The organism is Rhizobium sp. CF142, from assembly GCF_000281145.1.
Classification (GTDB): domain Bacteria; phylum Pseudomonadota; class Alphaproteobacteria; order Rhizobiales; family Rhizobiaceae; genus Rhizobium.
The window spans coordinates 26,889-50,427 of sequence record NZ_AJWE01000027.1 but is presented as its reverse complement, the minus strand read 5'-3'; the positions used below and the strand labels follow the sequence as shown (position 1 = coordinate 50,427).

The window sequence follows — 23,539 nt, the reverse complement described above, 5'->3', positions numbered from 1 at the left end:
CGGGCTCAAACTTTCGGCGAAGACGGCAGGACCTCGATCACCGCTTCGATTTCGACCGGAATGCCGCCCGGCAACGAACCAGCTCCCATGGCGGTGCGGGCATGCATGCCGCGCTCACCGAAGACCTCGAAGAAGAGATTGGAACATCCGTCAATCACGAAGGGATGGCACGTGAAATCGGGTACTGCATTGACCATGCCAAAGACTTTCGCGACCCGTGCGACCCGATCGAGACTACCGAGACTAGCATGGGCAACCGACAGGAGGTTGATGCCGACCAGCCTTGCAAAGTGCTGGGCCTGCTCGGCGCTATAATCGCGGCCGACGACGCCTGTGTAGGGTTTCCCATTCTCATCGAGGGGAGCAAGTCCGGACAGAAACAGAAGTCTGCCCGCTTCCACGGACGGAAGGAAGCGGGCGATCGGAGCAGGTGGAGGGGGAAGTTCAATGCCGAGTTCGCGGAGACGACCTGCGATGCCCATGCCTATTTCAGATCCGAGAAAGAGGTTGCGACAAACAGTTCCGACTGCAGGTTGGTGAGTCTGCCGGAGCCGCCTGGCGGCGGCCAGATGCCTTCCTTGCTCGCCTGCGCTCTCGCCGCCATGCGGGCTTCGATCGTCTGGTACGGCCAGATATGCACCATCCTTTGCGGTCCTTCTTCGATGGATGCCATGTTGGTTAGGAGCGGCGACATTTCATGGCGGCGATCGATGATCTTGGCCCAGGCAGCTTCCGTCTCGGCTAGGCCATTGGGGGCGAGCGTGTAGGTGCGGAATTCATAAAACGGACCGTAGGTCCCGGGCGTAATCGGCTTTGCAAAGGACAGCGGCTTGAAGGCCGTGCTCGTTACACACGCGAGATGCGCGCCGATCTTATAGGGATCTTCTGCCGTCATCAGTCTGGCGCGCTCTTCCGCAATCGCCTCTACCCCCTCATAGGCCGTCAGGAAGGCGAAGCGATTCAGTGTGCCGAACTCGCAGGCAAAGGCCCCGAGTGGCCTGCCGGTCGCAGAGAAGCTTGCATAGGCCTCGGGCAATACGGGCATGACGGCACCGAGCGTATTGGGCAACAGCGACAAGATTGTCAGGTCATAGATCATTTTCAGTCTCGCTCTTCCTGAAATTTTGAAGGGTCTTTCAAAGATGCTCTCGACTTGGTACACCAAGGGAATTCCAATTGCACGCCAAAAAATAAATACGGCGGAAGAGCAGAGGAGCCGGCAAAATGACGGAACTGGTTATAAAAGGTCGAGTGGTAACGGCGTCTGGTCTCATCGAGAATGGCTGGGTCGCCGTCGCCGACGGGATGATCGCGGCGGTCGGGACCGGCAAGGCGCCAGCGGCGCCTGAAACGCAGGATTTTGGCGCGGCCTGGCTTTTGCCGGGGGCGGTCGACGGTCAGACCCATGCAGGAAGCCAGATTGGCTTTCCCGGCATGGCGCCGACGACGAAGGCTGCCGTGATCGGCGGCGTCACCACGATCGTCGATATGCCATACGACCATCCAATCCCGGTCACGACAGCGTCAGTGCTCCAGGAAAAGGTCAGAGCCATCCACCAGCATGCCGTCTGCGACGTGGCCCTGTATGGCACGGTCCCGCCGACACCTGACCTTTCCGATATCAGAGGGCTCGTCGATCTCGGGGTCTGCGCCTTCAAGATTTCGTCTTTCGAGGCGCACCCGGATCGCTTTCCACGCATCGACAATGCCGCGACGCTGACCTTGCTGCATGCGCTGGAGGGCACGAGCCTTCCGCTTGGCCTGCATAATGAGGATCAGGAAATCGTGGCGCATGCGACGAAAACCCTGAAGGAGGCGGGTAAGACCAGTGCCGAATATCACAGCCAGAGCCGTCCGCCGGTGGCCGAGCTTGCTGCCACAGGCACCTTTCTCGAACTCGCTGCCTCGACGGGCGCCCACGCCCATATCGTCCACATTTCCGTGCCCGAGGGGTTCGAGATGGTGCGCGCCTATCGCGACAGAGGTCTTCAGGCGACCGCCGAAATGTGCGTGCACTATCTCCTCTTCGACGCCGATATCGATATGCCGCGTCTGAAAGGGCTGCTCAAGGTCAACCCGCCCGTCCGCCCGCGGCAGATGGAGGCGCTCTGGTGCGTGCTGGAGGAGGGGCTCTGCAGCTTCGTCTCTTCCGATCACAGCGCCTGGCCGCTGGAGCGAAAGACCAATGATTCGATCTTCGACGTGGCAGCGGGCATGCCGGGACTGGAAGTGATGCTGCCGGCCTTCTTTACTGCGGCGGCAAAGCGCAAGAGCGATGTCGAAGCTGCGCTGCTGACCGCCAGCTATCTTGCCGATCGTCCGGCGCGGTTCTTCGGGCTTTCAAAAAAGGGGCGCATCGCTCCGGGTTTCGATGCCGACATCGCCGTGCTCGCGCCAGAGAATTATGTCTACGACGCCAACGCAAATCCGGACGGTCCTGGCTGGAGCGCCTATCAGGGCATGATATTCTCGGTCAGACCTTCGGCGACCTTCGTTCGCGGGCGCAAGGTCTTCGGCGGCGCCGCCGTAACCGAAACACCGGGCTACGGCCGCTATATACCGCGTCGAGGATGACACGATACCAGGCACCATCGACCCCCGACATATTCCGGGGCGATTGTCAGGCTAGCGGGCGCCGCCTGCCAACCGGTCGATGATGGCAAGTTTGACGCTTTCGATGTGGTGGGCCATCGCCTTGCGGGCCATTTCCTGATCTCCGCTCGATATGGCATCGAGAAGTACCGCATTTTCCTCAACGCCGAACTTGTACTTCGACGGATTGCGATAGGCGTTGAAGACATGGGTGCGCCGGCGCAGGTCGCGGATCATGCCGGCCAAAAGCGCGTTGCCTGCCGCATCGGCGATTTCGCCGTGCAGCATGTCGTCGATTTCCCAGATCTCGCTGAGCGAGGGGGCTGGTTTGTTGCCGAGTTCCTGGAGTGCTGCGCGGATTTCCTCGATGCGCGCCGGGGGGATGCGGCCTGCGGCAAGTCGAGCAGCCTCCGATTCCAGGAGCTGACGCACATGCAGCAGCTCGACGAAAGCTTCCGTCGAAAACGGGCTGACGGTGACGCCACGGCCCGGCTGCTTGTAGACAAGTCCCTCCGCCTCGAGCCGACCAAGAGCCTCCCGGATCGGCGTACGCGAGGCGTTCAACCGGTCGGCCATGCGCCGTTCGACGATGACATCGCCCGGCCGCAACTCACCGCGGATCAAAATGTCGATCAGCTGCTCGTAGACCTGCCCGGTCAGGTTCGCGCGTTCTGACGAAAGCGCTTCGGCAAACTGGTCATGGTCAGATTCGGTCATGCTCACCCCCGATCAAAATCTTCTATCCACTAACCCAGCTTGTGCTCCACTGGAAGACGATAGGAATAATCTTGGTATTCCAACCCCCTGTTTTCTGCGAAGGATCCAATCAACCTGCGTCTTTTCGTGAAAATCCGTTGTGAAACAGGGCTTGGCAAACGGTAAAAGCCGCGCTAAAAGTTTGGTATACCACTGGCGTGCAACGTGTCTGCCAACAAACGGAGATCGATAATGGCTGTCAAACCCTGGCGCGCAACCAGTATCCAAATGCGAAGTGAACGGGCGACACAGGCACCCGACGACGAGGCGGCGCGGGCCGTCATTAGGCGTAATCTCGACCGGTTGATCGGCCTGATCGAGGCGGCTTGCGCCTCGAACGAGAAGCCGGATCTCGTCGTGTTTCCGGAGTTTGCCCTGCAGGGGCCACCGCTTTCCATGACCGTGACTCCCTGGATCCAGAGAGCCTGCTCGACGATCCCCGGTCCTTTGACCGCCCCGCTGCAGGCGCTTGCCAGGCGCGAAGAAATTTATATCGCCGGCAACATGTTCGAAGCGCCGCCCGAGTGGCCCGGCCGTTACTTCAATTCGTCCTTTCTGATCGGACGCGACGGCGAGATCATCGTCAATTACCGCCGCGTCAATACGGCGGCCTTTCCCTCGGTTCATGATTTCATGTCCGACTATCTGCGTGCGACACCCCAGGACCAGGTGTTCCCGATTGCCGATACCGAACTCGGGCGGCTGGCGCTGATACCCTGCGGCGAAATCAATGTTCCTGAGGTGGCCCGCTGTTATATGATGCAGGGTGCTGAAGTGATCCTGCATCCGACCAACTCCAAGTTCACGACGGGCCAAGAGGCGGCCAAGGTCGCGCGCGCGGCAGAGAACATGTGTTATCTGATCAGCGCCAATGTCGCAGGACCGATCGGCTTTTCTCCCGACAACTCCATCCTCGGCGGCCGCTCGCATATTCTTGATCATTTCGGTGACACCATCGCCTTTGAGGAAAGCGCTGCGGAAGGCGTCGGCGTTTCCGGCATCATCGACATCGAGAAGCTCCGCCTCGATCGCCGCACCGATACCGGAACTCACAATCCGCTGTTGCGCGCCCGTTTCGAGATGTACCGGCCCTACTACCAGCAGGCGACCTTCTATCCTCCCGACCATTTTCGCGATGCGCCGATGACGGATGCTGCCGAAACCAAAGCGGCCGTCGAAATCGCGCGCGCCAATCTGGAGCGCGTGCGCGTTCTCGAACCTCTTTTCAGCCAATGACATCAAGGAGACAAGCATGATTACCGCCGAGGAAAACGAACAGCTCTGCCGCGTTGGCAAGGGCACGTTGATGGGGAATTTTTTTCGCCAGTTTTGGATACCGGTCTGCATGTCGTCGGAACTGAAGGCGGACGGCGATCCGGTGCGCCTGATGATCCTTGGCGAAAAGCTCGTCGCCTTCCGCGACAGCGAGGGCAGGGTCGGCGTGTTTGACCATCGCTGCCCGCACCGCTGTGCATCGCTGTTTTTCGGGCGCAATGAAATGGGTGGCATTCGCTGCGCCTATCACGGCTGGAAATTCGACGTCACCGGCAAGTGTCTCGACCAACCGAACCTTGAGGATAAGTCGAAATATCCGGCTGGTACGCCGGCGATTGCCTATCGCGTCAAGGAATCCGGCGGTCTCGTCTTTGCCTATATGGGCGAGGAGCAGGCCAACCCGCCGGAACTGCCGGAACTCGAAGCGATCATGGCCGAGGGTGACGACCGCAACATCGCGTTGACACATCGTGACTGCAACTACATGCAGGCGCTGGAAGGCGATATCGACACATCGCATCTGGGCTTTTTGCATGTCGGAGGCATTGATGGCGAGAAGCTCGATCTCTCCGATCCGGAAGTCTTCACCGTCACCGAGAAGGCTCCGAAGATCAATGTCTCGGTCATGCCGTTCGGGACCATGTATTCGGCCCAGCGAAACGCCTATGAGGGAACCGAACACCACCGGTTCGCGAGCTATGTCTTCCCCTTCTGGGTCACCTATCCGGGCGGCGAGATTGAAGGCAATATCACTGCCAACGCCTGGGTTCCGATCGATGACACCTCGACCATGATCTTCAACATCGATCTCGGTCGCAAGGACGGTCGCAAGAAGAACCTGAAATACAAGGACGGCACACCCGTCGGTGGCCTTGCCCGGCCGCTCGAATATCATCCCAACACCACCGACTGGAAAGGCCGTTGGCGTCCGGTCAAGGATCGCTCCAACGATTACGGGATCGACCGCGAGTGGCAGCGCAATGGCGACAGCTATACTGGCATCGTTGGTGTGCCGCTGCAGGACCAGGCCATCCAGGAGTCCATGGGATATGTCGTCGATCGCGATATGGAGCATCTCGCCGCTTCCGATCGCATGGTCATCCTGACGCGCCGCGTCATGCTCGACGCGGCAAAGGAATATGCAGAAAGCGGCAAGCTTCCCGATATCGTCCGCCAGCCGGAACTGGCGCGTGATGCCCGCGGCGGCGACATCGTCGTGCCCTACGGCACCGATTGGCTCGAGGGCTATGAGGAAAAGATGGCGGCGATCAAGGGTTATCGACCAAAGCTTTCGGCAGCCGAATGATGGACGGCAGCTACCCTCATGTGAGCGGTGCGGCAAACGCGCCGGCCACATCCAGCGCGGCGAGCGAGTCCGTTCAGGATCAAAGGAGCGAAATGGCTGAACCCGCGGTTCTTTCCCTGCGGATCCTGGCGATCCGTTATGAAGCGGAAACGATCCGCTCCTTCGAACTCGTCTCGCCCGACGGCGGGTTGCTGCCTTCCTTTGCGCCGGGCGCTCATATCGATCTCGTCTTGCCCGGCGATCTCTCCCGCAGCTACTCGCTGACAAGCGACGGACAGCAGCCGAAAAGCTATATGATCGCCGTCAACCGGGATGCGTCGAGCCGTGGTGGCTCGGCCTATCTCTGCGAGACCGCGAGGGTCGGCGATATCGTCACGGTTCAGCCGCCACGCAATAATTTCGCTCTCGAGGAAGACGCGGATCAGACCGTGTTCTTCGCCGGCGGTATCGGCATTACACCTGTCGTCTCGATGATCCGTCGCATGGAAGCGCTTTCGAAGAATTGGCGGCTGGTCTATGCCGGTCGTAGCCGCCAGAGCGCGGCCTTTGTCGAAGAACTCAAGCGCCTGGAGGCGATCACGCCCGGGCGCGTGCTGTTTCATTTCGACGACGAGAAGGGTGCGGTCCTGCCGATTGCGGATCTCGTCGCATCCTCTCCTGACGATGCGCATCTTTACTGCTGCGGCCCGGCCCCGATGATCGACGCCTTCAAGAATGCGGCGGCAGCCCGCCGGGACAAGACTGTTCATGTCGAGCATTTTTCGGTCAGGGTCGAGCAGTCGACCACCTCCTTCACGGTGGTGCTGAAGCGCTCGGGCAAGGAATTTCTCGTCCCGGCGGGCGGGACGATCATGGACGTCCTGCAGGAGGCCGGCATTCGGGTCGCCTATTCCTGCCGGGAGGGTGTCTGCGGTACCTGCGAAACCCGTGTCGTCGAGGGAATTCCCGACCACAAGGACAATGTTCTCTCCGCGCGCGAACAGGCTTCCAACAAACTCATCATGATCTGCTGCTCGGGTGCGAAGAGCGACCGGCTGGTTCTCGATCTCTGAGCCCTCAGTCCGACAAGCACTGACGACAAAGCCCGGCCGAAGAGCCGGGCTTTGTCGTCTGGGTGGTTCTTCGTCGGTCACCGCGATCGGTGCAGCCAGAAAGAAAGGCCGTCCGTTGGGCGACGCGCTCATTACACTTGGCTTGCAGCCCTATCCCCTGTCGGCAACGGCCGTGCTCACCTTCCAGGGAATGGCGATCCGTTCGATCCGTTCCAGCACGGCAAAGAACACGACGCCGATGAGCGAGATCACCACGACCGAGGCGAACTGGCGGGCAATGTCGAAATTCGCGCCGGCAATCAGGATCAGATAGCCGAGACCCTTATCCGCACCGATGAATTCGGCGACGATGGCGCCGATGACGGACAGCGCGGTTGCAAGCTTCAGGCCTGCAAAGATGCTGGGAAGTGCCTGCGGCAGGCGGAACTTCCAGAAGGTCTGCCATCCGCTCGCTCCCATGGAGCGTGAGAGGTAGATCATCTCTCGCGAGGCAGATTTCAGTCCCATGACCGAATTGATGACAATCGGGAAGAAGGAAAGAAGGACGACGATCACGATCTTCGGGGCCATGCCGTAGCCGAACCAGGTCAGCATCAGCGGTGCGATGGCGACTTTCGGAATGGTCTGGCTGGCGACGATCAGCGGATAGATCGCCTTCTCCATAAAGCGTGAATAGACGATCATGACTGCCAGCGGCACGCCGACGGCGACGGAACACAGGAAGCCGAGCAGCACTTCGCTCATCGTAACTAGCGCGTTCGGCGCCAGGCGATGCGCGTATTTGACGATTTCCTCGACTATGTCCGAGGGCGGCGGAAGGATGAAAGCGGGAACCTGCGCCACGCGCACGCAGAGCTCCCAGATGATGAGGAGACCGGCAAGCGCCCAGAGAGCGGGAGGAACCGCGCCGAGGGCGCGTGAAACCAGGTTCTGGCGGTATTCGATGTGAGTGTCGGCAATCGGTGCCATGATCAATACTCCTCGCGGAAAACGCCAAGTCCCTTGAAGATCGCCGTCAGCTCCCGCGTATAGGCGGAAAATTTCGGATCCTCGCGCATGGCAAGTCGCCGCGGGCGCGGCAGGTCGATATCGATGATCCGCTCGATGCGGCCCGGACGCGGCGACATGACGACCACCCGGTCGCTGAGGAAAATCGCTTCCTGGATCGAGTGGGTGATGAAGAAGACCGTCATCTCGTTATCGGCGCAGAGACGTAAGAGATCGATCTGTAACTGGTCGCGGGTCATGGCGTCGAGCGCGCCGAAAGGTTCGTCCATCAGCAGGAGCGGCGGACGGTGCAAGAGCGCCCGACAGATCGATACGCGCTGGCGCATGCCGCCGGACAGTTCCTTCGGATAGGCGTCCTCGAAGTCTTCAAGCGAAACCATCTTGAGCAGCTGACGCGCCCTGTCTTTCGCCTCAGCCATGTCGGATTTGCGGACTTCGGCCTGTAGCAGAACATTCTGCAGGGCGGTGCGCCATTCAAGCAGCACGTCCTGCTGGAAGACGACGCCTGCTTCTGCGTTGGGTCCGTCGATATGCTTGTCGCCGACCATGATGCGGCCGAGCGAAACCGATGTCAGGCCGGCAAGCAGCATCATCAGGGTGCTCTTGCCGCAGCCACTCGGTCCGAGCACCGAGACGAACTCGCCCTTACCGATCGACAGATTGATGTCCTGAAGCGCATGCACCGTACCCTTGCGGGTCTCGAAGGTTTTCGAGACGCCGGAAATGGCGATGTGCTTCGATGTCACCCTGGGAATGCTGTGTTGTGATGGAATGGCGTTCATCTCTGCATCTGGGTCTGACCCATCTCCTGTGAGGCCCCGGGGCCGAGAAATTCCGTACGGGCGAGCCGCCCATTCAGATCGAGCGAATGGCGCCGCCGTCGACACGCAGCATGCTGCCGGTGACGTAGCTTGCCGGTCCGCTGGCGAGAAATGCTGCGACGGCACCAAATTCCTCAACCGTGCCGTAGCGTCCGGCCGGAATGGTTGCGGCTGATTCAGCGCTGATGTCCCCGACGGGTCGTCCACTGCGTTCGGCCTGGGTCGCGTCGAGCGATCGCGTTCTTGCGGTCGCGATCCGCCCCGGCAGCAGCATGTTGACGGTCACGCCGTCCTTTGCCACTTCACCGGCGAGCGTCTTCATGAAGCCGACGAGTGTCGAACGAAGCGCGTTGGAAATCGGCAGATGTGGGATGGGCTGGACGACGCCGCTGGAAGCAATGGTGATGATCCGGCCCCATTTCTGCGCCCGCATCGCCTGGACGAGATCGAGTGTCAGCGACAGGACGGGACGAACCATGGCGTCAAACTGCGCAGAAACGATATCGACATCGACTCCCGAGGGAATGCCAGGTGGCGGGCCGCCTGTATTGTTGACGAGGATATCGACCGGACAATTGCTGCGCGCTGCCTCGCTGATTTTGCGGGCAGCGTCCGGATCGGAAAGATCCGCCAAAGCAAGATGGCACCGGCGCTGCTGATCTTCGGGCAGGCTCTGCCGCGCAGCTTTCAGACGATCGATCGAGCGTCCGCTAAGCGTCACAGTCGCACCTTCGGAGAGCAGCGCCCTGGTGACGGCAAGGCCGAGCCCCTGACTGGCGCCGAGCACCAATGCATGTTTGTTGTTCAGTCCGAGATCCATGTGGAGGTCCGTGCCCCTGCGGGCATTTCGATGAGATGAAGGTGGCGCGCGCGCCACCCGGGAGCGCATCAATTGGCCGGCAGATAGGATCCGTCATAAATCTTGGCGGGGGTCAGGCCGGGGGCCATGCCACTGTATTTCTCAAGAAGCGAGATCGTCAGAGTAATGTCCTGCTCGGCGACCCAGCCATAGGGCTTGCCCTCGGAAGCGGCCGTATGCTCGTATTTCGGCATGTTCTTGATCTCGCCCTTGATCCCTTCTTCGTTGGAGTCAGGGCGGGCTTCCATCAAGATCTTCAGCGCTTCGTTGGGATTGGCCGCAGCTTCGGCCTTGCCCTTCTGCAGAGCGGCCAGGAAACCGCGAACGGCATCGCCGTGTTTCGCCAGATAGTCTTTTCGAACGATGACGCTCGAACCCAAAATGTTCACACCGTAATCGGCAAACAGCATGGGCGGCTCGATGGCGGCCCGTTCGGCGACCTTGTCGCCATCCGGATTGGCCCAGCCGTTGATGAAGTCGACATCGCCCTTCAAAAGCGCGACCCGGTCGCCGCCGCCATTGATCATAATGACCTTGACCTTGTTCATATCGACGCCATTGGCCTCGGCGAAGGCTTTGATCATTCCGTCCTCGAAGTTACCCGCATCGGTGCCGAGCCGCTTGCCCTCGATATCCTTCGGGCTGTTGATGCCGGAGCCCTTGAGGCTGATAATCGATGTCGGGTCCTTTTGGAGCAGACCGGCTACGGCAACGATTGTGTCGGCGCCGGCTGCCTGCTGCGCCTGCGCCAGCGCGCCGAGGCCGGCAATGCCGATTTCGAAATCACCGCTTCCGACGGCCTGAATGGTGCCGGTGCTGCCATTGCCGTCGACGATGTTCACGTCGAGGCCCTTTACGGCGAAGTAGCCCTTGGCGGCTGCAACGAAAATCGGCGCATCCACGCCGCCGGCGACCCAGGCCAGCCGGAGGTTAATCTTCTCATGATCCTGTGCGAGAGCGTTGCTCGCAAAGGGCGCACAGAGCATCGTCAATCCGACGAACGGCATCATCAGATGCTTCATTTTTTTCCTCATCTCGATCCCCATTCTTATTTTGGCATTCAGATGGTATGCCAAGGGAATATCGCATGTCAATGTGCCAATGTTGCAATATTAAGCACCATCACTTTGTGATTATTTTATATGCAAAGCAACGCTTGAAAGGCCGCAAAATGGCCGAATTTGCGGCCCGCAATTGTTCGCGGCGGGGTTCTGAAGAAGGGCAGCGAGGCTGGCGCCTCGGCGCGCTCCTCATGAGCCCTCCATAAGCTTTATACGGGTGCAGCCAAAAATCTGGTCGTCCCCGTCGCGATGGCGGCGACGCTCAGGCGTCGATGTTACGAATGACCCGCGCCACCGTCAGGTTTGATATTGCTTTTTCGTGGACGGGCGAGAGCTCGGAATAGGTTTCGAAAGCTCTCTTAGCCAGGGCATCGACCGGATAGAATTCAGCAGCCGAGAAATAATTGCGATACATTTCCCAGCGCGTTCGCAGGAGTGCATTGCCCATATTCGTGTCCCGGCGGGCCGATTGCAGCGCGCCGATATCGATGATGGCACTCGCCGCGAGGCTTTCGGCGTCGGATACCTCAAAGGCCAAATAGTTTCCGTTGAAGTCGACGATTTGCGAATGCCCGCCGCGCTCCTGGTCCGAGAAGCCGATCTGCCCCGAAACATTGGTGCTGATGAGGTAACACATATTTTCCGCGGCACGGCAGATCTTGGCGGCGTCGGCCTGCGTATTGGCTGGTTCATTGGAAGGATGCAGCAGGACTTCCGCACCCCGCATCATGAAGACGCGTGAGAGTTCCGGCACGCTGACCTCGCCGCAGGGGAAGATAGCAAGCCGGCCAAGTTCGGTATCGGCGACAGGAAAGATCCCGTCTTCGCCATAGGCTTCGCGATACTGGCTGAGAATATCGTGCGGCGAGGTCCAGCTTGCCGTGTTGATGCGCCGGTAGCGCAGAATGATCTCGCCTTTGGCATCGAGGAGGAAGGAAGAGTTGAAATAGCGGTCAGGCCAGTGCGGATCGACCTCGAAATGATTGCCGGCGATGTAGATGTCATACTGGCGCGCGACTGCCGCCAGACGCTCGGTAATCGGTCCAGGAATGGTGGTGCAGGCGCGATCGATCCACTCGCTGACGGGCGTTGCGCGCGGCGGACCCTGAAAGACGAATTCCGGCAGGACAACAAGTTTGGGCGGCAGTTCGCTTTTGCATGCTGTTTCGATCAGCCGGACCGCCTCATCAAGGTTCTCCTCGATGATCTGCCAAGCTTCTTCCCGCGTTTTTGCATTGCTGGCGATTTTGCTGTCCATCTGGATGCATGTCGCCCTCCACGGCCGAACCGACATTGATATCTCCTTCATTGATTTTGGTGTTCCAATGGAATACCAATGGCGCGCAATCGTCAATACGGTTCGCTGGTTTCGGTGCGCGTTAACTCCGCAAGCGAAATCGATTGCGCCACCGGCAAGAGTGGTATATCGCCGGTCCACCAAAAACGGGGTTAGAATGACATTTTCCGATACGGATGCGGCGGGGCGTATCTTCCCGCTTTCAGCAGAGGGCGACGTCAGCCTCAGCGAATTTGCCTATGCGCAGATCCTGGATCTGATCCTGTCCGGGCGCCTCCAGGCCGGAGCCGTTCTGCAGGAACGCAGGCTCGCCGAGATGCTATCGATTTCGCGCACGCCCGTGCGCGAGGCGCTCGGCCGGCTGGAAACGGAATCACTTGCCATGCGCCGGCAGGGCCGGATGCTCGTCGTTGCGGATGTGAGCATCGAAACCTACATGAACCTGCTTGATATGCGCCGGATTCTCGAAGTTGAGGCAGCCGCGCGCGCGACCGGGCAACTGGCGGCTGACGAAGCGGAGAAGGTGCGCGTCGCGATCCGCTGGCTGCTGCTGCTTCCCAAAATTACACCAGCCGACCACTGGTCGGTCGATGATCTCGTCCACGGGACGATTGCGGAAGCTGCTGGAAACCCGATGGTCTCTGCGGCGATCCGAGACCTGCGCCGCCGCACTCATATCTTCAACACGGCGCGCATGCCTCATCGTCTGCAGCCAGGCGGCAGCGAGCATATGGCCTTGATCGATGCGGTTGCCGGCGGTGATCCCCAACTGTCGCGCCGGTTGATGGGCGATCATCTCGACAATGTGCGCGATGCCATCATCGACTTCATCCTCGGGCGGCGGAGAGGCTGACACCAGCCTATCGACCAAGCTCGGCCAGACGTCGCTCCTGCCGCAGGATCAACCGCTCGATCTCCTCGATCGCAGTCTTGGAAAGCGGTGTGCCGGGGCGGCGCTGCGCCGAACTGCGGATTGCGCCGTGTCGCGCAAGGACGTGTTTGCGGGCGCTGAGCCCGATGCCTGGCTGCTGCTCGTAGCGTACGAGCGGCAGGTAAGCATCAAATATGTCCTGTGCCCGGTCCATATCTCCCGCAGCAGCAAGTGCACAGACCTCGACCATCATTTCAGGGTATCCGAAGCCGGTCATCGCGCCATCTGCACCCCGCGCAATTTCCTCGGGCAGGAAGATGCCGCCATTGCCGCAGAGGATCGATACGCGGCGGCGGCCATTGGCTTCGGCTTCGCGCAGCGCAGTGATCTTTGCAAGCCCCGGCCAATCTTCATGCTTGACCATGACGATGCTCGGGCAGGTTTCGATGATGCGGCCAAGGCTATCGTTGCTGATCGACACGCCAGTGGATAGTGGAAAGTCCTGCAGCACGAGGGGAATGTCGCTGCCGAGTGCATCAACGACCTGCTGATAATATCCGGTGATTTGCTCGTTAGTTTTCAGGTTGCCGGGCGGCGCCACCATGACGCCCGCCGCACCAAGATCCATTACCGCCTTGGTCAATTCACTGATTGCTGCCAGCCCCGGCGCCGATACGCCGACGACGACGGGCTTGCCTGCGGTGCGTGCGAGTGTTTGTCTTGTCACGGCTAGGGCTTCCGCATGGGTCAGCTTCGGCGCCTCACCCATCATGCCGAGAATGGTCAGCCCGTCAGCGCCTGCTTCAAGATAGAAGTCGGTGACGCTGTCGACGCTCGCAGTGTCGATCGCTCCGTCCTCGGCAAATGGGGTTACAGCGATGACGTAAACGCCCTTGCTGCTGGTACTGATCAGGGACATTGGATGATCCGTTTTTTAGCGAGTGGCAGTTCCTCTGACGTCTTCTGTGAGCGCGTGTCGCTGACGCTGCACGCCGTCTCAACAAAAAAATTGTCGGATGGAGTTGCGCGATTCTTGTTTTGGTATACCGTTGATATTCCAATCGCACGAAGTGAAATCGAATGTCAACGATCCTTATCTCAGGCGCAAATCGGGGCATCGGCCTCGAGCTTGCCCGGCAGTTTGCGGCGGATGGCTGGAGGGTTCTCGGAACCGCCAGAGATCCGTCCACCGCGTCCGAACTCGCCAGCATATCGGGCGCAGAAGTGTTTACCCTGGATGTCACGCAGAGAAGCTCGATCGAGGCTCTTTGTGCCGATCTCGATGGCGTTCCGATCGATGCGTTGATCGCCAATGCCGGTATTGCGGTCAATCTTGAAGCCAAACCGGCAGAGGTGACGCAGGCGGACTTTTTGAAGGTGGTCGAGACGAACACCTTCGCACCGCTTGCACTTGCTGCGGCGCTGAAACCGAACCTGCTTGCGGGAAAGCTCAGGATCGCCACCGCCATGTCGAGCCTGATGAGCTCGATCGGCGCCAATGACTGGGGAACGCAATATACCTATCGCGCTTCCAAAACCGGCCTGAACGCAGTCTGGTCGGCATTGGCGAGGGAATGGAAGGCTGACGGGATTATCTGCACTTTGTTGCGGCCGGGTCTTGTCGCGACCCGGATGACGAACTTCAACGGCATCGCCGTGGAAACGAGTGTGGCCGGCATGAAGAAGGTCGTCTCGGGGCTGACGATCGCCGATTCCGGCCGCATCATCGGCTATGACGGTACCGATGTGCCCTGGTGAGAAGGAGGATAGCGACGCGATGCCAACTGTATTGATTACCGGAGCGAATGAAGGGCTCGGTCTGCAGCTTGCGATCCAATACGCGACGATCGGCTGGGAGGTGATCGTCGCCTGCAGCGATCCCCTCGACACGCGCCTTTCTGACAAATTCGGAGAGCTCGTCATCGATTTGCGCTACAATGCTCTGAAGGAAAGCTCAGCGCGAAGCCTGGTTGACTGCCTTGACGGCCGCGCCATCGACGTCGTCATTCTGAATGAAGGCATATCCGGCGAAGACGGCCTGCCGCCCGAAGCCATCACCTTGGCGCACTGGCGGCCGATCATGGTCGCAAACACGTTCGCGCCGCTTCATCTCGCGAGCTTGCTCGAGCCAAACCTGAGGAAAGGCGAGCTCAAGATCCTTACGGCGGTGTCGAGCCATGCTGCCTCGATCAGCAGATTCCAGGAGCCGCGTCGCTTCGCCTATCGCGCATCCCAATCCGCTCTGAATCAGATGTGGCGTAACCTGTCGGTCGAATGGAAGTCCTGGGGCTGCATCTGCCTGCTCCTCGAACCTGGAAAGTTTCGCGTTTCGAACGCCGACGATCAGGGCCTCCCCGATACTGACAGCGTTGCAGCCGGTTTCCGGTCCTTCATAGCGGCAGCAAACCGGGAACACAGCGGCAGACATTGGGTCTATGACGGAACGCCGATACCGTGGTGAGGCCTGCTGCCCTATCCCGTTCCAGCGCGATTCTGCAATTCTAGACGCCGTCGAGCCCTCATGCAGACTTGGCCCAAAGTTTTGAGAGGAAGTCTTCAGACGAAACTATCGGACGAGATTTACAGACGCTCGGCAGATTGATCAGAGTCCTTGCCGGATCTAGGCGGGGCACTGTAGGGAAGGTTCTGCACGGAGAACGCCATGGGCAGGACAATCAAACGAGAAGCAGATCTACTCATCACGGATGAGAAAGAGCCGGTGAAACATAGGCTGCGCGAACGAGGTGCCGCGGAACGCCCGGTGGAGCTCGACAATTTCTTGAACTTGCTGGCCCGCGCGATGCTGCATCCGTCGGCTTCGACGATGGCGAGTTTTGTCGCAGGTAAAGTCTTTCAAAAGCTCGAGCGTACGGGAACCCTGCGGGACAAGCGGCTCCACGATACCGGAATCCCTTCCGGCCTTGAGGCAGCTCTTCAAAATGCAATCGCCGCTCGAGACATTTACGCCGAGGTAGCGCAGAGCGTTTGGCGCCTGGCTGAATCACTCGTGTGGATCAGAGGCAGAAGTGGACCATTTGCCAGCCTGAATTTTGAGAAGGCCCATGCACACAGTGTGATTGTCGGCCCAGGCGGCCTGGAAGATCGGGCGGATATCCGGGTTGGCCTTACCTATATGGAACCCTATAGCCGTTTTCCGGATCACGTGCAGCGGTTTTCCCGGGCTTTCCTGCTGCTTTCCCCCTGCGAGCTTTCAATAGCCGGAGAGAGCTGGATTTCGACCGGAATAGGCGGCGTCTTCGCTGCTGAAGCGGGACAGTCATTTGCCATGCGTTGTACCACCACTCCGCTTCTCGCGGTCTGGTGCCACGTTGAAGAGATCGGAAGGTGAATGGCAATACTGACGCCTGCGAACTTCCACACCTCGCAAACCGGGCCGGATTATCTCTCGCCAGAAACGGCAGCACGAAAGAGAAGGGCCGGAAGACGACGAGGCGGCATGACATCGGTCTTTGCCATTTGGCGGTGACGGCTGAAACGATCCGCCACCGTCCCGGTCGGCATTATCGACACCCCCGATCGTTTAAAGCGCCAGCCCAATCCAGGCGGATCAAGCAAGATTGAAGCTTGCTTCCAGCTCACAGATGTTCTCGCGACTGAGCCTGTTCACCGCCATGCCCTGCGTAAGGATGAGCAGCTTGGCCGTTTCCTCCAGCTCTTCTGCGGCAAATACCGTGCTCTCCAGCGAGCTTCCCGCAACGACAGGTCCGTGGTTGGCGAGGAGAACCGCCTTGTGACGAGGGGCAATTCGTTCAAGTTCCGGGACCATGTCTGATGAGCCCGGCCTGAAGTATGGCAGGATCGGAACAGCTCCGACCCGCATGACGACGTAAGGGGTGATCGGCGCAATCGCATCGCTCCTGTCGGCGGTCGAGAGACAGGAAATCGCCGTAGCATAGGTCGAGTGCAGATGAACGACGGCGTTGGCAGCCGATCGGTTCCGATAGAAGGCGAGGTGGAGCGGTAGTTCCTTGGTGGGTTTGTCGCCATCGATGTGGCGCCCGTCCTCGTCGAGCCGGCTCAACCGATCGGGCACGAGGAATCCAAGGCAGGAATTCGTTGGCGTGCAAAGATATCCGCCGTCGACCCTGACCGAGATATTCCCCGACGAGCCGACGGTAAAGCCACGTTCGAACAGTGAACGGCTCCATTGGACAATTGCATCACGGACCTTCGCCTCGTCGGTCATGCCGGCTCTCCCAAAACTCTCAAAGCCTTCTGATAGAAGTCGAGACTGCCGAAGTTGCCGCTTTTCAAGGCGAGCCGGACCGGTGTGGTCTCCACCTCCAAGGCGGGCACACCGGGGTCGACTTCAGGTCCGATGATGAGCTTGTTCGCGCGAAGTCCCTGGACGACGGCACCGGATGTCTCGCCGCCGCCCACTGCCAGACGAACCACGCCGCGAGCAACGAGAAATGTCGCGAGTGTGGAGAAGAAATCTTCGATCTTGTGGGCCATTGCCGCTCGGCCGAAACGCTGCTGCGTGTCACCGACGGTCTGAGCATCGGCCGTGGAATAGACGATCGGTATGTGGTCGATGTGTTCGATCACCCAGTTGGCTGCCGTGAGCGGGTCCAGTTTGCCGCTGATGAGATCGGCGGACTCCACCCGCAGCCCCGGACTTGTCAGAAGGTGATGCTCCAGCTGCTTTTGGCTTGTCGGCGAACATGAGCCGGACAAGGCGGCGCCTGGACCAATCGTCGGAGAGAATTGTTTCTTCCGTTCGGCCGCCAAAAGCCCTCTTGCCCTAAAGTTTTCCGGCAGGCCGAGCGCGATCCCCGATCCGCCCGTCACCAGCCTGTGTCCGGCCAAAGCCCTCCCGATCGTCAGGAGATCCGCATCATCGATTGCGTCGACAACAATCAGAGACTTGCCTGCACTTGCCTCCTTTTGCATTGCGGTCAACACCACCTCACTGCCCTGACGGACAATGGAATGGCCGACAAATCCGACCTCTTTGGTCGACTGCCTTCGCAACCAGCGACGCAAGTCCGAGTCCGTCATCGGATTCAGCGGATGGTTTTCCATTCCGCTTTCGCTCAGCGGATGATCGTTGACGAACAGATGACCTTGATAGACCGTCCGTCCGACCGTTGGAAAGGCTGGGCAGACGATCGCAAACGGAGCATCGAGTGCGTTGAGCAGCGCCTCTGCAACCGGACCAATGTTGCCCTCAGGGGTTGAATCGAACGTCGAGCAATATTTGAAAAGAAACTGCTGGCATCCCTGGTCCTTCAACCATTCGAGCGCCTCCAGCGACAAGGCTTTCGCTTCGGATGCTGGAATCGACCGGCTCTTGAGCGCTACGACGCCAGCTTCGCAATCGGGCGAAGCAGGTGTGCCGGAAACCCCGACGAACTGTGTGACCGACATGCCTTGTTTTGCCAAGGTGTTGGCAAGATCGCTCGCACCGGTGAAGTCGTCTGCAATGCAACCAATCAACATTCGATCAAACCCCTGCCTGCTTTTTCATCGTATTTCGTCTTCATGGAGGAACACGCGCGTCAGCAATGGCGCCTGATGACATCAGGTGCCCTGCTCGGGCTTTGGCATCCAGGGTCTTGCCCAGCCGAGGCCTTCGCTCGCGCGTCCTTTCGGAACATATTCGCAACCGACCCAGCCGTCATAACCAAGCCGTTCCAGCTCCTGGAATATGAAGCCGAAGTTGATTTCACCGGTTCCGGGCTCGTGCCGGCCGGGGTTATCGGCCACCTGCACATGAGCAATTCTCGACTGCAGCCGTTCGAACTTGCGAGCTAGGTCGCCTTCCATCACCTGCAGGTGATAGAAGTCGAATTGCAGATAGAGATTGTCGGAATCAACGCGCCCGGCAATCTCTTCGAACTTGGCGGCGCTTGATATCACGCAACCCGGATTGTCTCGGCTGTTGAGGATTTCGAGTAGCAGCTTGATATCGTCCTTGGCAAAGCGGTCCGCCGCATAGCGCAGGTTTGCGCAGAGTACTTCCTCGACTTCGCGATCCGGCACGGCTGCAGGCTTTAGACCGGCAAGGCAATTGAGCTGCTCGCAACCAAGCGCTTTTGCGTAGTCCACGGCAATCTCGAGACCCTGGCGAAATTCGTCCTCACGCCCCGGCAGACAGGCGATTCCGCGCTCTCCTGCGTCCCAGTTTCCAAGCGGCAGATTGAAGAGGATCTGCTTCAGCCCGTTCCTTTGGAGCAATTCGGTCAGCACCTCCTTTGGGATATGGTATGCGGCGCGATATTCGACGCCCTTGAAGCCGTCGGCAGCCGCGGCGGCAAAACGGTCGAGGAAATCGAGCTCGGTATAAAGCTGGGTCAGATTGGCGTTGAATTTCAGCACTGCGGCACCCTCACTCTTTCATCTCAATGAGTAGAGGCCCAAGCTGCTTGCGTCCAATTTCAAACGTGGTGAAACTTATTTCGTCCATATATCATTCTCGATTAAAGGCGGTGCTTTTTATATAGATGGCCGAATAAGACGGTCCTCAATTTGAATTGGCGCAACGGGACAATCGCCTCGTATTCTCCCTGCATCCAAGAAGCAGGACGTATGCAGCGAAGGAGTGCGCGATGACGACCTTGAGAGTGATGCAGCCCAAACGGCGAGTTTCGCCCGAAACGGTCGATAAGTTCCGCGTCGTGCCGGCGGCCGTCATCAGCGACTGCATGTCGAGGCTTGCAGCCGGCGGCGCCTCACTCCGGCCGATGCATGCCGGCGGCAGGGTCCTGGCCGGCCCTGCCTTTACCGTCAAGACGCGCCCGGGCGACAATCTGTTTGTCCATAAGGCGATCGATACCGCGCTGCCAGGTGACATACTCGTCGTGGATGCCGGCGGCGAGCTTACCAATGCGATCGTCGGCGAGATGATGCTGACCCATGCCGAAACCCGCGGCATCGCAGGTGTCGTGATCTATGGCGCCATCCGCGACTACGGGCATGTCAAGAACCATACATTCCCGGTCTTTGCCGCCGGTGTCACACATCGTGGCCCGCTGCATGACGGCCCGGGCGAGATCAACGTACCGATCGCCATCAGCGGCATGGTCGTCGAGCCCGGCGATCTGATGATCGGCGACGACGACGGGCTGATGTGCATTCCTTATGACGAGACGGAGAGCGTCTATCCGGCTGCAGCAAAGCGGCTTGCCGGCGAGAACGCGCAGCGCGATCGGGTTCGCAACGGCACCGTCGACCGCCGCTGGATCGACGACTGCCTCACCAAGATCGACTACACCGTCGAATATCTTTGAGGTGCGAGATGGTCCCTGGGGCAGATGACGCAGGTAAGCCGGTCGCGGTGATGAGTGCGCTCATCCTGCGGGCGATCGTCGACGAGACGATTATGCCGGGATTTGAGAAAACCGGCGGCCGGGCGGAAATGATCTGGGACCCGACGGTCGGCCTGATGCGGCGTATTGCCGATGGGCAGAAGGCCGATGCAATCGTTGCGATCGACTGGGCCATCGATGAGCTCGCCGCAAAGGGGCGGCTCGATCCTGCATCCCGCCGACCGCTGGCCAGGGCTTCCGTCGGCGTTGGTGTCGTTGCGGGGGCTCCAAGGCCCGACATCTCGACGCAGGCCGCACTCCGGAAGACACTGCTCGACACCCCGACGCTCGTCTATTCCCGCACCGGCGCGAGCGGAATCTTCTTCGACAAGATGATCGACGATTTCGGTATCGGGGACGCGATACGCTCGAAGGCGCTGGTCATCGATGCCGGGCTGACAGGCGAAAAGCTCGTGAGCGGCGAGGTTGCATTGGCCATTCAGCAGGTGAGCGAACTGCTCGCCGTTCCTGGCGTCGACCTTGTCGGGCCTCTTCCTGCAGAGCTTCAAGCGACCACCGATTTCAGCGTTGCGGTCTTTACGGATGCACTTGCGTCTGAAGCCGCCGGTCGCTTCCTCGAGCAGCTATTTACACCTGCAGCCCGGAATGCCTACGGGCAGGCCGGGCTCGAACCTCGTTTTTGATCTCACGGACGTGAATCTCATGAGCGCCAAGCCCCGCATAGTTCTCCTTCACGCGACGCCGGTCGCCATGCAGCCGGTGCAGGCAGCGTTCCGGCAGTTGTGGCCGGAAGCCGAACTGGTCAATCTGCTCGACGACTCCCTGAGCCCTGACAGAGCGCGGGAAGCAGATCTCACCGAAGCCATGATCGAACGTTTCGTCAATCTCGGTCGATATGGCTGTTCGACCGGCGCCGACGGCGTGCTCGTCACCTGCTCGGCCTTCGGGCCGGCGATCGAACGGATGGCTTCCGAACTACCGGTGCCTGTTTTGAAGCCGAACGAGGCGATGTTTCACGCCGCTGTCGCTAACGGGCAGCGGATCGGTATGATCGCCACTTTCGGGCCGGCGGTCGCTACAATGACCGATGAGTTCAAAGAGTATACGGCCGAGGTTCATTCGCCGGCATCGCTGAAAACCATTCTTGTTGCCGACGCGATGACGGCGTTGCGGGCCGGCGATGCCGAAACCCATAACCGGCTCATCGCCGAGAGCGCGTACGAACTTGACGACGTCGACACCATCATGCTCGCACATTTCTCGACGTCGCAGGCGGCAGACGCCGTCGGAAAGCAAGTCCGGGTTCCTGTATTGAGTGCTCCGGGGGCGGCAGTCTCCCGCATGCGGGAACTCGTCGAAGGGTGTTGGATTACGGCATAAAAAAGCCCGCTGAAAAGCGGGCTTTTTTATTTGGGCCAAGATCTCAACGACATCCCCATGAATTGATGTTGGCGGTAACACGGAGCCGGCGCGCATCGGACCCCATGGCCCAAAATCGATACGACGTTGCCGCTGATCGGAAAGCTCATCTGAGGATATCGGTCGGGAAGAGCGCCGATCATGCCCTTCCGATTACGTTTCTTGCCCAGTCGCCAATGATGCTGACGGTCAGCGTGCAGAGGAAGATGGCAATGCCTGGTACGACGGCGATCCACCAGCCGGTTAGCAGGTAGGAGCGGCCGAAGCCGAGCATGTTGCCGAGGCTGCTCATCGGCGGCTGGATACCGAGGCCGAGGAAGCTCAGTGACGTTTCCAGCAGGATGACTTCAGGGAAGTTGATCGTGGCGGTGACGAGCAGGGTGCTGGCAATGTTCGGCAGGACGTGGCGCAGATATATGCGGCTCCACGGAAAACCGAGCGTCGTCATGGCCAGCACGTAACCGCGGCCGCGGGAGGCGAGCGTCATGGCGCGCGACAAGCGAGCGAAGCGTTCCCAGCCGAACAGGCCGAGGATGAAGATGAACAGGACGATGTTGTTGCCGAAGAAAGCGGTCAGCGTCAGCGAGACGATGATGAATGGCACGGAAGCCTGCGTATCAATGGCTGCGACGATCAGCTGATCGACCCAGCCCCGGAAATGCGCCGCAAGGATGCCAATCGTTGTGCCGATAATCGCCGAGATCACCGTGGCGCCGAGCGCCAGCGCCAGGCTGGTGCGGAGCGAGGAGACGAGCCGGATGAATATGTCGCGGCCGAGGTCGTCCGTGCCCAGGAAATGCGCCCAGGTGCCGCCGAAACCGGCCGGCGGTTTCAGGCGCGCGAGCAGGTTCACCGACGTCGTGTTCATCGTCGACACCATGGGCAATATGATGACGAGAGAAAGACAGCCGACCAGAAAGAGCACCGAGAGCTGTGCGGCGATCGGCATGCCCGGAAAACGGCGAACCGGCTTTTCTGTGACGATTGCGGACATTGGGTCTCCGATCAGTGGTTCTGTGCAAGTGCGGTGCGGGGATCGAGCTTGGCGTAGGCCAGGTCGACGATGAGGTTTGTGGCGATCATCAGAAAGGCGACCATCATGATGATGACCTGCAGCACGGCAAGGTCGCGCTGGGCGACGGAATCCACGATCAGCCGGCCGACGCCGGGCCAGCCGAACACGGACTCGACCACTGAACCGGCGGCAATCATGGCTCCCACGAGGAGCGGCGTAATCGTCACCAGCGGCAGCAGCGCATTCGGAATGACATGATTGGTGAAGATCTTGAATTCACCAAGGCCCCGCGCCCTGGCCGAGGTGACGCAGGGTAGACGAAGGGCATCGAGCACGGCCGAACGAACGAAACGGGTGAAAATTGCCGCTTTCGCAAGGCCGATCGTCAACGCAGGCATGATCAGGTTTTCGATTGAGCCGTAGCCGTTCGATGGCAGGAGGTGCAGGTTGACCGACAAGAGTAGGATCAGCGCTAGGCCGAGCACGAAATTGGGCAAGGCGAAGCCGACTGTCGAGAGCGACATGATGGTACGGTCGAGACGTCCGCCATTGTCGAGTGCTGCGAACGCGCCGACCGGCAGCCCGATGGCGATCATGAGGAAGGTGGAACAGCCGACTAGCAGGAGGGTCGCGGGAAGGCGCTCGAGGACGACGTCTAGAGCATCGCGGTTGCTCATGTTGGAAATGCCAAAGGCGCCGTGGAAAATATTGTTCACATAGGCCAGATACTGCTGGAGGATCGTGCCCGTGTAACCCCACTGCTCGCGATAGGCATCAAGCGCTTCCTTGGTCGTATCGTCGGGATTGAAGATGGCCAAGATCGGGTCGCCAGTGGCGCGTAGCGCGACGAAGACCAGCGTGACGATCACCCAGAGAGAGACGAAAGCGCGCAGGAGCCGAAACAACAAAGGCATG

Annotated in this window: 25 protein-coding genes; 11 read left to right on the top strand and 14 right to left on the bottom strand. The window is 59.8% G+C overall.

Annotated elements, in window-relative coordinates; genetic code table 11:
* Positions 1-5 precede the first annotated feature (5 nt).
* Positions 6-482, bottom strand: a complete 477-nt coding sequence (locus PMI11_RS08405; protein WP_007815529.1) for a RidA family protein — start codon at positions 480-482, stop codon at positions 6-8.
* A 2-nt stretch (positions 483-484) separates the two neighbouring features.
* Complete coding sequence (locus tag PMI11_RS35955) at positions 485-1,099, bottom strand: NIPSNAP family protein (RefSeq protein ID WP_007815527.1); 615 nt, start codon at positions 1,097-1,099, stop codon at positions 485-487.
* Between the two features lie 125 nt (positions 1,100-1,224).
* On the opposite strand from PMI11_RS35955, the gene PMI11_RS08395 reads away from it, so the two are divergent.
* The gene (locus tag PMI11_RS08395) at positions 1,225-2,574 is read left to right on the top strand and encodes a dihydroorotase (protein ID WP_007815525.1); all 1,350 of its coding nucleotides are present in this window, start codon (positions 1,225-1,227) and stop codon (positions 2,572-2,574) included.
* A gap of 51 nt (positions 2,575-2,625) precedes the next feature.
* On the opposite strand, the gene PMI11_RS08390 is transcribed toward PMI11_RS08395, so the two are convergent.
* Entirely contained in the window at positions 2,626-3,309 is a 684-nt protein-coding gene (locus PMI11_RS08390) for a GntR family transcriptional regulator (protein ID WP_007815523.1), read from the bottom strand.
* Positions 3,310-3,540: 231 nt separating this feature from the next.
* On the opposite strand from PMI11_RS08390, the gene PMI11_RS08385 reads away from it, so the two are divergent.
* The 3 genes from PMI11_RS08385 (at position 3,541) to PMI11_RS08375 (ending at position 6,981) form a co-directional block, all read left to right on the top strand.
* Entirely contained in the window at positions 3,541-4,584 is a 1,044-nt protein-coding gene (locus PMI11_RS08385; RefSeq protein ID WP_007815521.1) for a nitrilase-related carbon-nitrogen hydrolase, read from the top strand.
* A gap of 16 nt (positions 4,585-4,600) precedes the next feature.
* The gene (locus PMI11_RS08380) at positions 4,601-5,929 is read left to right on the top strand and encodes a Rieske 2Fe-2S domain-containing protein (protein WP_007815519.1); all 1,329 of its coding nucleotides are present in this window, start codon (positions 4,601-4,603) and stop codon (positions 5,927-5,929) included.
* A gap of 92 nt (positions 5,930-6,021) precedes the next feature.
* Positions 6,022-6,981: a PDR/VanB family oxidoreductase gene (locus tag PMI11_RS08375; RefSeq protein ID WP_037070960.1), complete on the top strand. Its 960-nt coding sequence runs from the start codon at positions 6,022-6,024 to the stop codon at positions 6,979-6,981.
* A 150-nt stretch (positions 6,982-7,131) separates the two neighbouring features.
* On the opposite strand, the gene PMI11_RS08370 is transcribed toward PMI11_RS08375, so the two are convergent.
* The 5 genes from PMI11_RS08370 to PMI11_RS08350 all read right to left on the bottom strand — a co-directional run bounded on the left by PMI11_RS08370 (position 7,132) and on the right by PMI11_RS08350 (position 12,024).
* On the bottom strand, positions 7,132-7,950 hold the full coding sequence (locus PMI11_RS08370; RefSeq protein ID WP_007815515.1) for an ABC transporter permease: 819 nt from the start codon (positions 7,948-7,950) through the stop codon (positions 7,132-7,134).
* 2 nt (positions 7,951-7,952) lie between these two features.
* Entirely contained in the window at positions 7,953-8,771 is an 819-nt protein-coding gene (locus PMI11_RS08365) for an ABC transporter ATP-binding protein (RefSeq protein ID WP_007815514.1), read from the bottom strand.
* Positions 8,772-8,844: 73 nt separating this feature from the next.
* Positions 8,845-9,630, bottom strand: a complete 786-nt coding sequence (locus PMI11_RS08360) for an SDR family oxidoreductase (RefSeq protein WP_007815513.1) — start codon at positions 9,628-9,630, stop codon at positions 8,845-8,847.
* Positions 9,631-9,698: 68 nt separating this feature from the next.
* Positions 9,699-10,691 carry an ABC transporter substrate-binding protein gene (locus PMI11_RS08355; RefSeq protein WP_007815512.1) on the bottom strand — a complete coding sequence of 331 codons (993 nt, stop codon included), beginning with the start codon at positions 10,689-10,691 and terminating at the stop codon, positions 9,699-9,701.
* A gap of 301 nt (positions 10,692-10,992) precedes the next feature.
* Complete coding sequence (locus PMI11_RS08350; protein ID WP_007815511.1) at positions 10,993-12,024, bottom strand: nitrilase-related carbon-nitrogen hydrolase; 1,032 nt, start codon at positions 12,022-12,024, stop codon at positions 10,993-10,995.
* Positions 12,025-12,184: 160 nt separating this feature from the next.
* Between PMI11_RS08350 and PMI11_RS37255 the strand changes: the two genes are divergently transcribed.
* Entirely contained in the window at positions 12,185-12,880 is a 696-nt protein-coding gene (locus PMI11_RS37255; protein WP_007815510.1) for a GntR family transcriptional regulator, read from the top strand.
* Between the two features lie 7 nt (positions 12,881-12,887).
* Here PMI11_RS37255 and PMI11_RS08340 read toward each other — a convergent pair whose 3' ends face one another.
* Entirely contained in the window at positions 12,888-13,817 is a 930-nt protein-coding gene (locus PMI11_RS08340) for a dihydrodipicolinate synthase family protein (protein WP_007815509.1), read from the bottom strand.
* A 161-nt stretch (positions 13,818-13,978) separates the two neighbouring features.
* Here PMI11_RS08340 and PMI11_RS08335 point away from each other — a divergent pair, with 161 nt between their 5' ends.
* From PMI11_RS08335 to PMI11_RS08325, 3 genes are all read left to right on the top strand, one after another.
* Positions 13,979-14,656, top strand: a complete 678-nt coding sequence (locus PMI11_RS08335) for an SDR family NAD(P)-dependent oxidoreductase (protein WP_007815508.1) — start codon at positions 13,979-13,981, stop codon at positions 14,654-14,656.
* Between the two features lie 19 nt (positions 14,657-14,675).
* On the top strand, positions 14,676-15,359 hold the full coding sequence (locus PMI11_RS08330) for an SDR family NAD(P)-dependent oxidoreductase (protein ID WP_007815507.1): 684 nt from the start codon (positions 14,676-14,678) through the stop codon (positions 15,357-15,359).
* Between the two features lie 201 nt (positions 15,360-15,560).
* The gene (locus PMI11_RS08325) at positions 15,561-16,247 is read left to right on the top strand and encodes a dimethylsulfonioproprionate lyase family protein (RefSeq protein WP_007815506.1); all 687 of its coding nucleotides are present in this window, start codon (positions 15,561-15,563) and stop codon (positions 16,245-16,247) included.
* 219 nt (positions 16,248-16,466) lie between these two features.
* On the opposite strand, the gene PMI11_RS08320 is transcribed toward PMI11_RS08325, so the two are convergent.
* From PMI11_RS08320 to otnI, 3 genes are all read right to left on the bottom strand, one after another.
* The gene (locus tag PMI11_RS08320) at positions 16,467-17,105 is read right to left on the bottom strand and encodes a 3-oxo-tetronate 4-phosphate decarboxylase (RefSeq protein ID WP_007815505.1); all 639 of its coding nucleotides are present in this window, start codon (positions 17,103-17,105) and stop codon (positions 16,467-16,469) included.
* The gene (gene otnK / locus PMI11_RS08315) at positions 17,102-18,361 is read right to left on the bottom strand and encodes a 3-oxo-tetronate kinase (protein WP_007815504.1); all 1,260 of its coding nucleotides are present in this window, start codon (positions 18,359-18,361) and stop codon (positions 17,102-17,104) included. The genes PMI11_RS08320 and otnK overlap by 4 nt, the downstream gene beginning before the upstream one ends.
* 81 nt (positions 18,362-18,442) lie before the next feature.
* Complete coding sequence (gene otnI / locus PMI11_RS08310) at positions 18,443-19,240, bottom strand: 2-oxo-tetronate isomerase (RefSeq protein ID WP_007815503.1); 798 nt, start codon at positions 19,238-19,240, stop codon at positions 18,443-18,445.
* A gap of 230 nt (positions 19,241-19,470) precedes the next feature.
* Between otnI and PMI11_RS08305 the strand changes: the two genes are divergently transcribed.
* From PMI11_RS08305 to PMI11_RS08295, 3 genes are read left to right on the top strand one after another with little or no spacing between them, the layout of a single operon-like run.
* A complete protein-coding gene (locus PMI11_RS08305; RefSeq protein WP_007815502.1) occupies positions 19,471-20,151 on the top strand; it encodes an RraA family protein in 681 nt (226 codons plus the stop codon).
* Between the two features lie 8 nt (positions 20,152-20,159).
* Positions 20,160-20,873, top strand: a complete 714-nt coding sequence (locus PMI11_RS08300) for a molybdate ABC transporter substrate-binding protein (RefSeq protein WP_007815501.1) — start codon at positions 20,160-20,162, stop codon at positions 20,871-20,873.
* 19 nt (positions 20,874-20,892) lie between these two features.
* Positions 20,893-21,570 carry an aspartate/glutamate racemase family protein gene (locus tag PMI11_RS08295; RefSeq protein WP_007815500.1) on the top strand — a complete coding sequence of 226 codons (678 nt, stop codon included), beginning with the start codon at positions 20,893-20,895 and terminating at the stop codon, positions 21,568-21,570.
* Between the two features lie 178 nt (positions 21,571-21,748).
* Here PMI11_RS08295 and PMI11_RS08290 read toward each other — a convergent pair whose 3' ends face one another.
* The gene (locus PMI11_RS08290) at positions 21,749-22,603 is read right to left on the bottom strand and encodes an ABC transporter permease (RefSeq protein ID WP_007815499.1); all 855 of its coding nucleotides are present in this window, start codon (positions 22,601-22,603) and stop codon (positions 21,749-21,751) included.
* A gap of 11 nt (positions 22,604-22,614) precedes the next feature.
* Positions 22,615-23,538 carry an ABC transporter permease gene (locus PMI11_RS08285; protein WP_007815498.1) on the bottom strand — a complete coding sequence of 308 codons (924 nt, stop codon included), beginning with the start codon at positions 23,536-23,538 and terminating at the stop codon, positions 22,615-22,617.
* Position 23,539 lies beyond the last annotated feature (1 nt).

Excerpts from the sequence above, each read along its gene's own strand:
- PMI11_RS08405 (WP_007815529.1), bottom strand. The coding sequence starts at position 482 with ATGGGCATCGCAGGTCGTCTCCGCGAACTCGGCATTGAACTTCCCCCT.
- PMI11_RS35955 (WP_007815527.1), bottom strand. The coding sequence starts at position 1,099 with ATGATCTATGACCTGACAATCTTGTCGCTGTTGCCCAATACGCTCGGT.
- PMI11_RS08395 (WP_007815525.1), top strand. The coding sequence starts at position 1,225 with ATGACGGAACTGGTTATAAAAGGTCGAGTGGTAACGGCGTCTGGTCTC.
- PMI11_RS08390 (WP_007815523.1), bottom strand. The coding sequence starts at position 3,309 with ATGACCGAATCTGACCATGACCAGTTTGCCGAAGCGCTTTCGTCAGAA.
- PMI11_RS08385 (WP_007815521.1), top strand. The coding sequence starts at position 3,541 with ATGGCTGTCAAACCCTGGCGCGCAACCAGTATCCAAATGCGAAGTGAA.
- PMI11_RS08380 (WP_007815519.1), top strand. The coding sequence starts at position 4,601 with ATGATTACCGCCGAGGAAAACGAACAGCTCTGCCGCGTTGGCAAGGGC.
- PMI11_RS08375 (WP_037070960.1), top strand. The coding sequence starts at position 6,022 with ATGGCTGAACCCGCGGTTCTTTCCCTGCGGATCCTGGCGATCCGTTAT.
- PMI11_RS08370 (WP_007815515.1), bottom strand. The coding sequence starts at position 7,950 with ATGGCACCGATTGCCGACACTCACATCGAATACCGCCAGAACCTGGTT.
- PMI11_RS08365 (WP_007815514.1), bottom strand. The coding sequence starts at position 8,771 with ATGAACGCCATTCCATCACAACACAGCATTCCCAGGGTGACATCGAAG.
- PMI11_RS08360 (WP_007815513.1), bottom strand. The coding sequence starts at position 9,630 with ATGGATCTCGGACTGAACAACAAACATGCATTGGTGCTCGGCGCCAGT.
- PMI11_RS08355 (WP_007815512.1), bottom strand. The coding sequence starts at position 10,691 with ATGAAGCATCTGATGATGCCGTTCGTCGGATTGACGATGCTCTGTGCG.
- PMI11_RS08350 (WP_007815511.1), bottom strand. The coding sequence starts at position 12,024 with ATGTCGGTTCGGCCGTGGAGGGCGACATGCATCCAGATGGACAGCAAA.
- PMI11_RS37255 (WP_007815510.1), top strand. The coding sequence starts at position 12,185 with ATGACATTTTCCGATACGGATGCGGCGGGGCGTATCTTCCCGCTTTCA.
- PMI11_RS08340 (WP_007815509.1), bottom strand. The coding sequence starts at position 13,817 with ATGTCCCTGATCAGTACCAGCAGCAAGGGCGTTTACGTCATCGCTGTA.
- PMI11_RS08335 (WP_007815508.1), top strand. The coding sequence starts at position 13,979 with ATGTCAACGATCCTTATCTCAGGCGCAAATCGGGGCATCGGCCTCGAG.
- PMI11_RS08330 (WP_007815507.1), top strand. The coding sequence starts at position 14,676 with ATGCCAACTGTATTGATTACCGGAGCGAATGAAGGGCTCGGTCTGCAG.
- PMI11_RS08325 (WP_007815506.1), top strand. The coding sequence starts at position 15,561 with ATGGGCAGGACAATCAAACGAGAAGCAGATCTACTCATCACGGATGAG.
- PMI11_RS08320 (WP_007815505.1), bottom strand. The coding sequence starts at position 17,105 with ATGACCGACGAGGCGAAGGTCCGTGATGCAATTGTCCAATGGAGCCGT.
- otnK (WP_007815504.1), bottom strand. The coding sequence starts at position 18,361 with ATGTTGATTGGTTGCATTGCAGACGACTTCACCGGTGCGAGCGATCTT.
- PMI11_RS08305 (WP_007815502.1), top strand. The coding sequence starts at position 19,471 with ATGACGACCTTGAGAGTGATGCAGCCCAAACGGCGAGTTTCGCCCGAA.
- PMI11_RS08300 (WP_007815501.1), top strand. The coding sequence starts at position 20,160 with ATGGTCCCTGGGGCAGATGACGCAGGTAAGCCGGTCGCGGTGATGAGT.
- PMI11_RS08295 (WP_007815500.1), top strand. The coding sequence starts at position 20,893 with ATGAGCGCCAAGCCCCGCATAGTTCTCCTTCACGCGACGCCGGTCGCC.
- PMI11_RS08290 (WP_007815499.1), bottom strand. The coding sequence starts at position 22,603 with ATGTCCGCAATCGTCACAGAAAAGCCGGTTCGCCGTTTTCCGGGCATG.
- PMI11_RS08285 (WP_007815498.1), bottom strand. The coding sequence starts at position 23,538 with ATGCCTTTGTTGTTTCGGCTCCTGCGCGCTTTCGTCTCTCTCTGGGTG.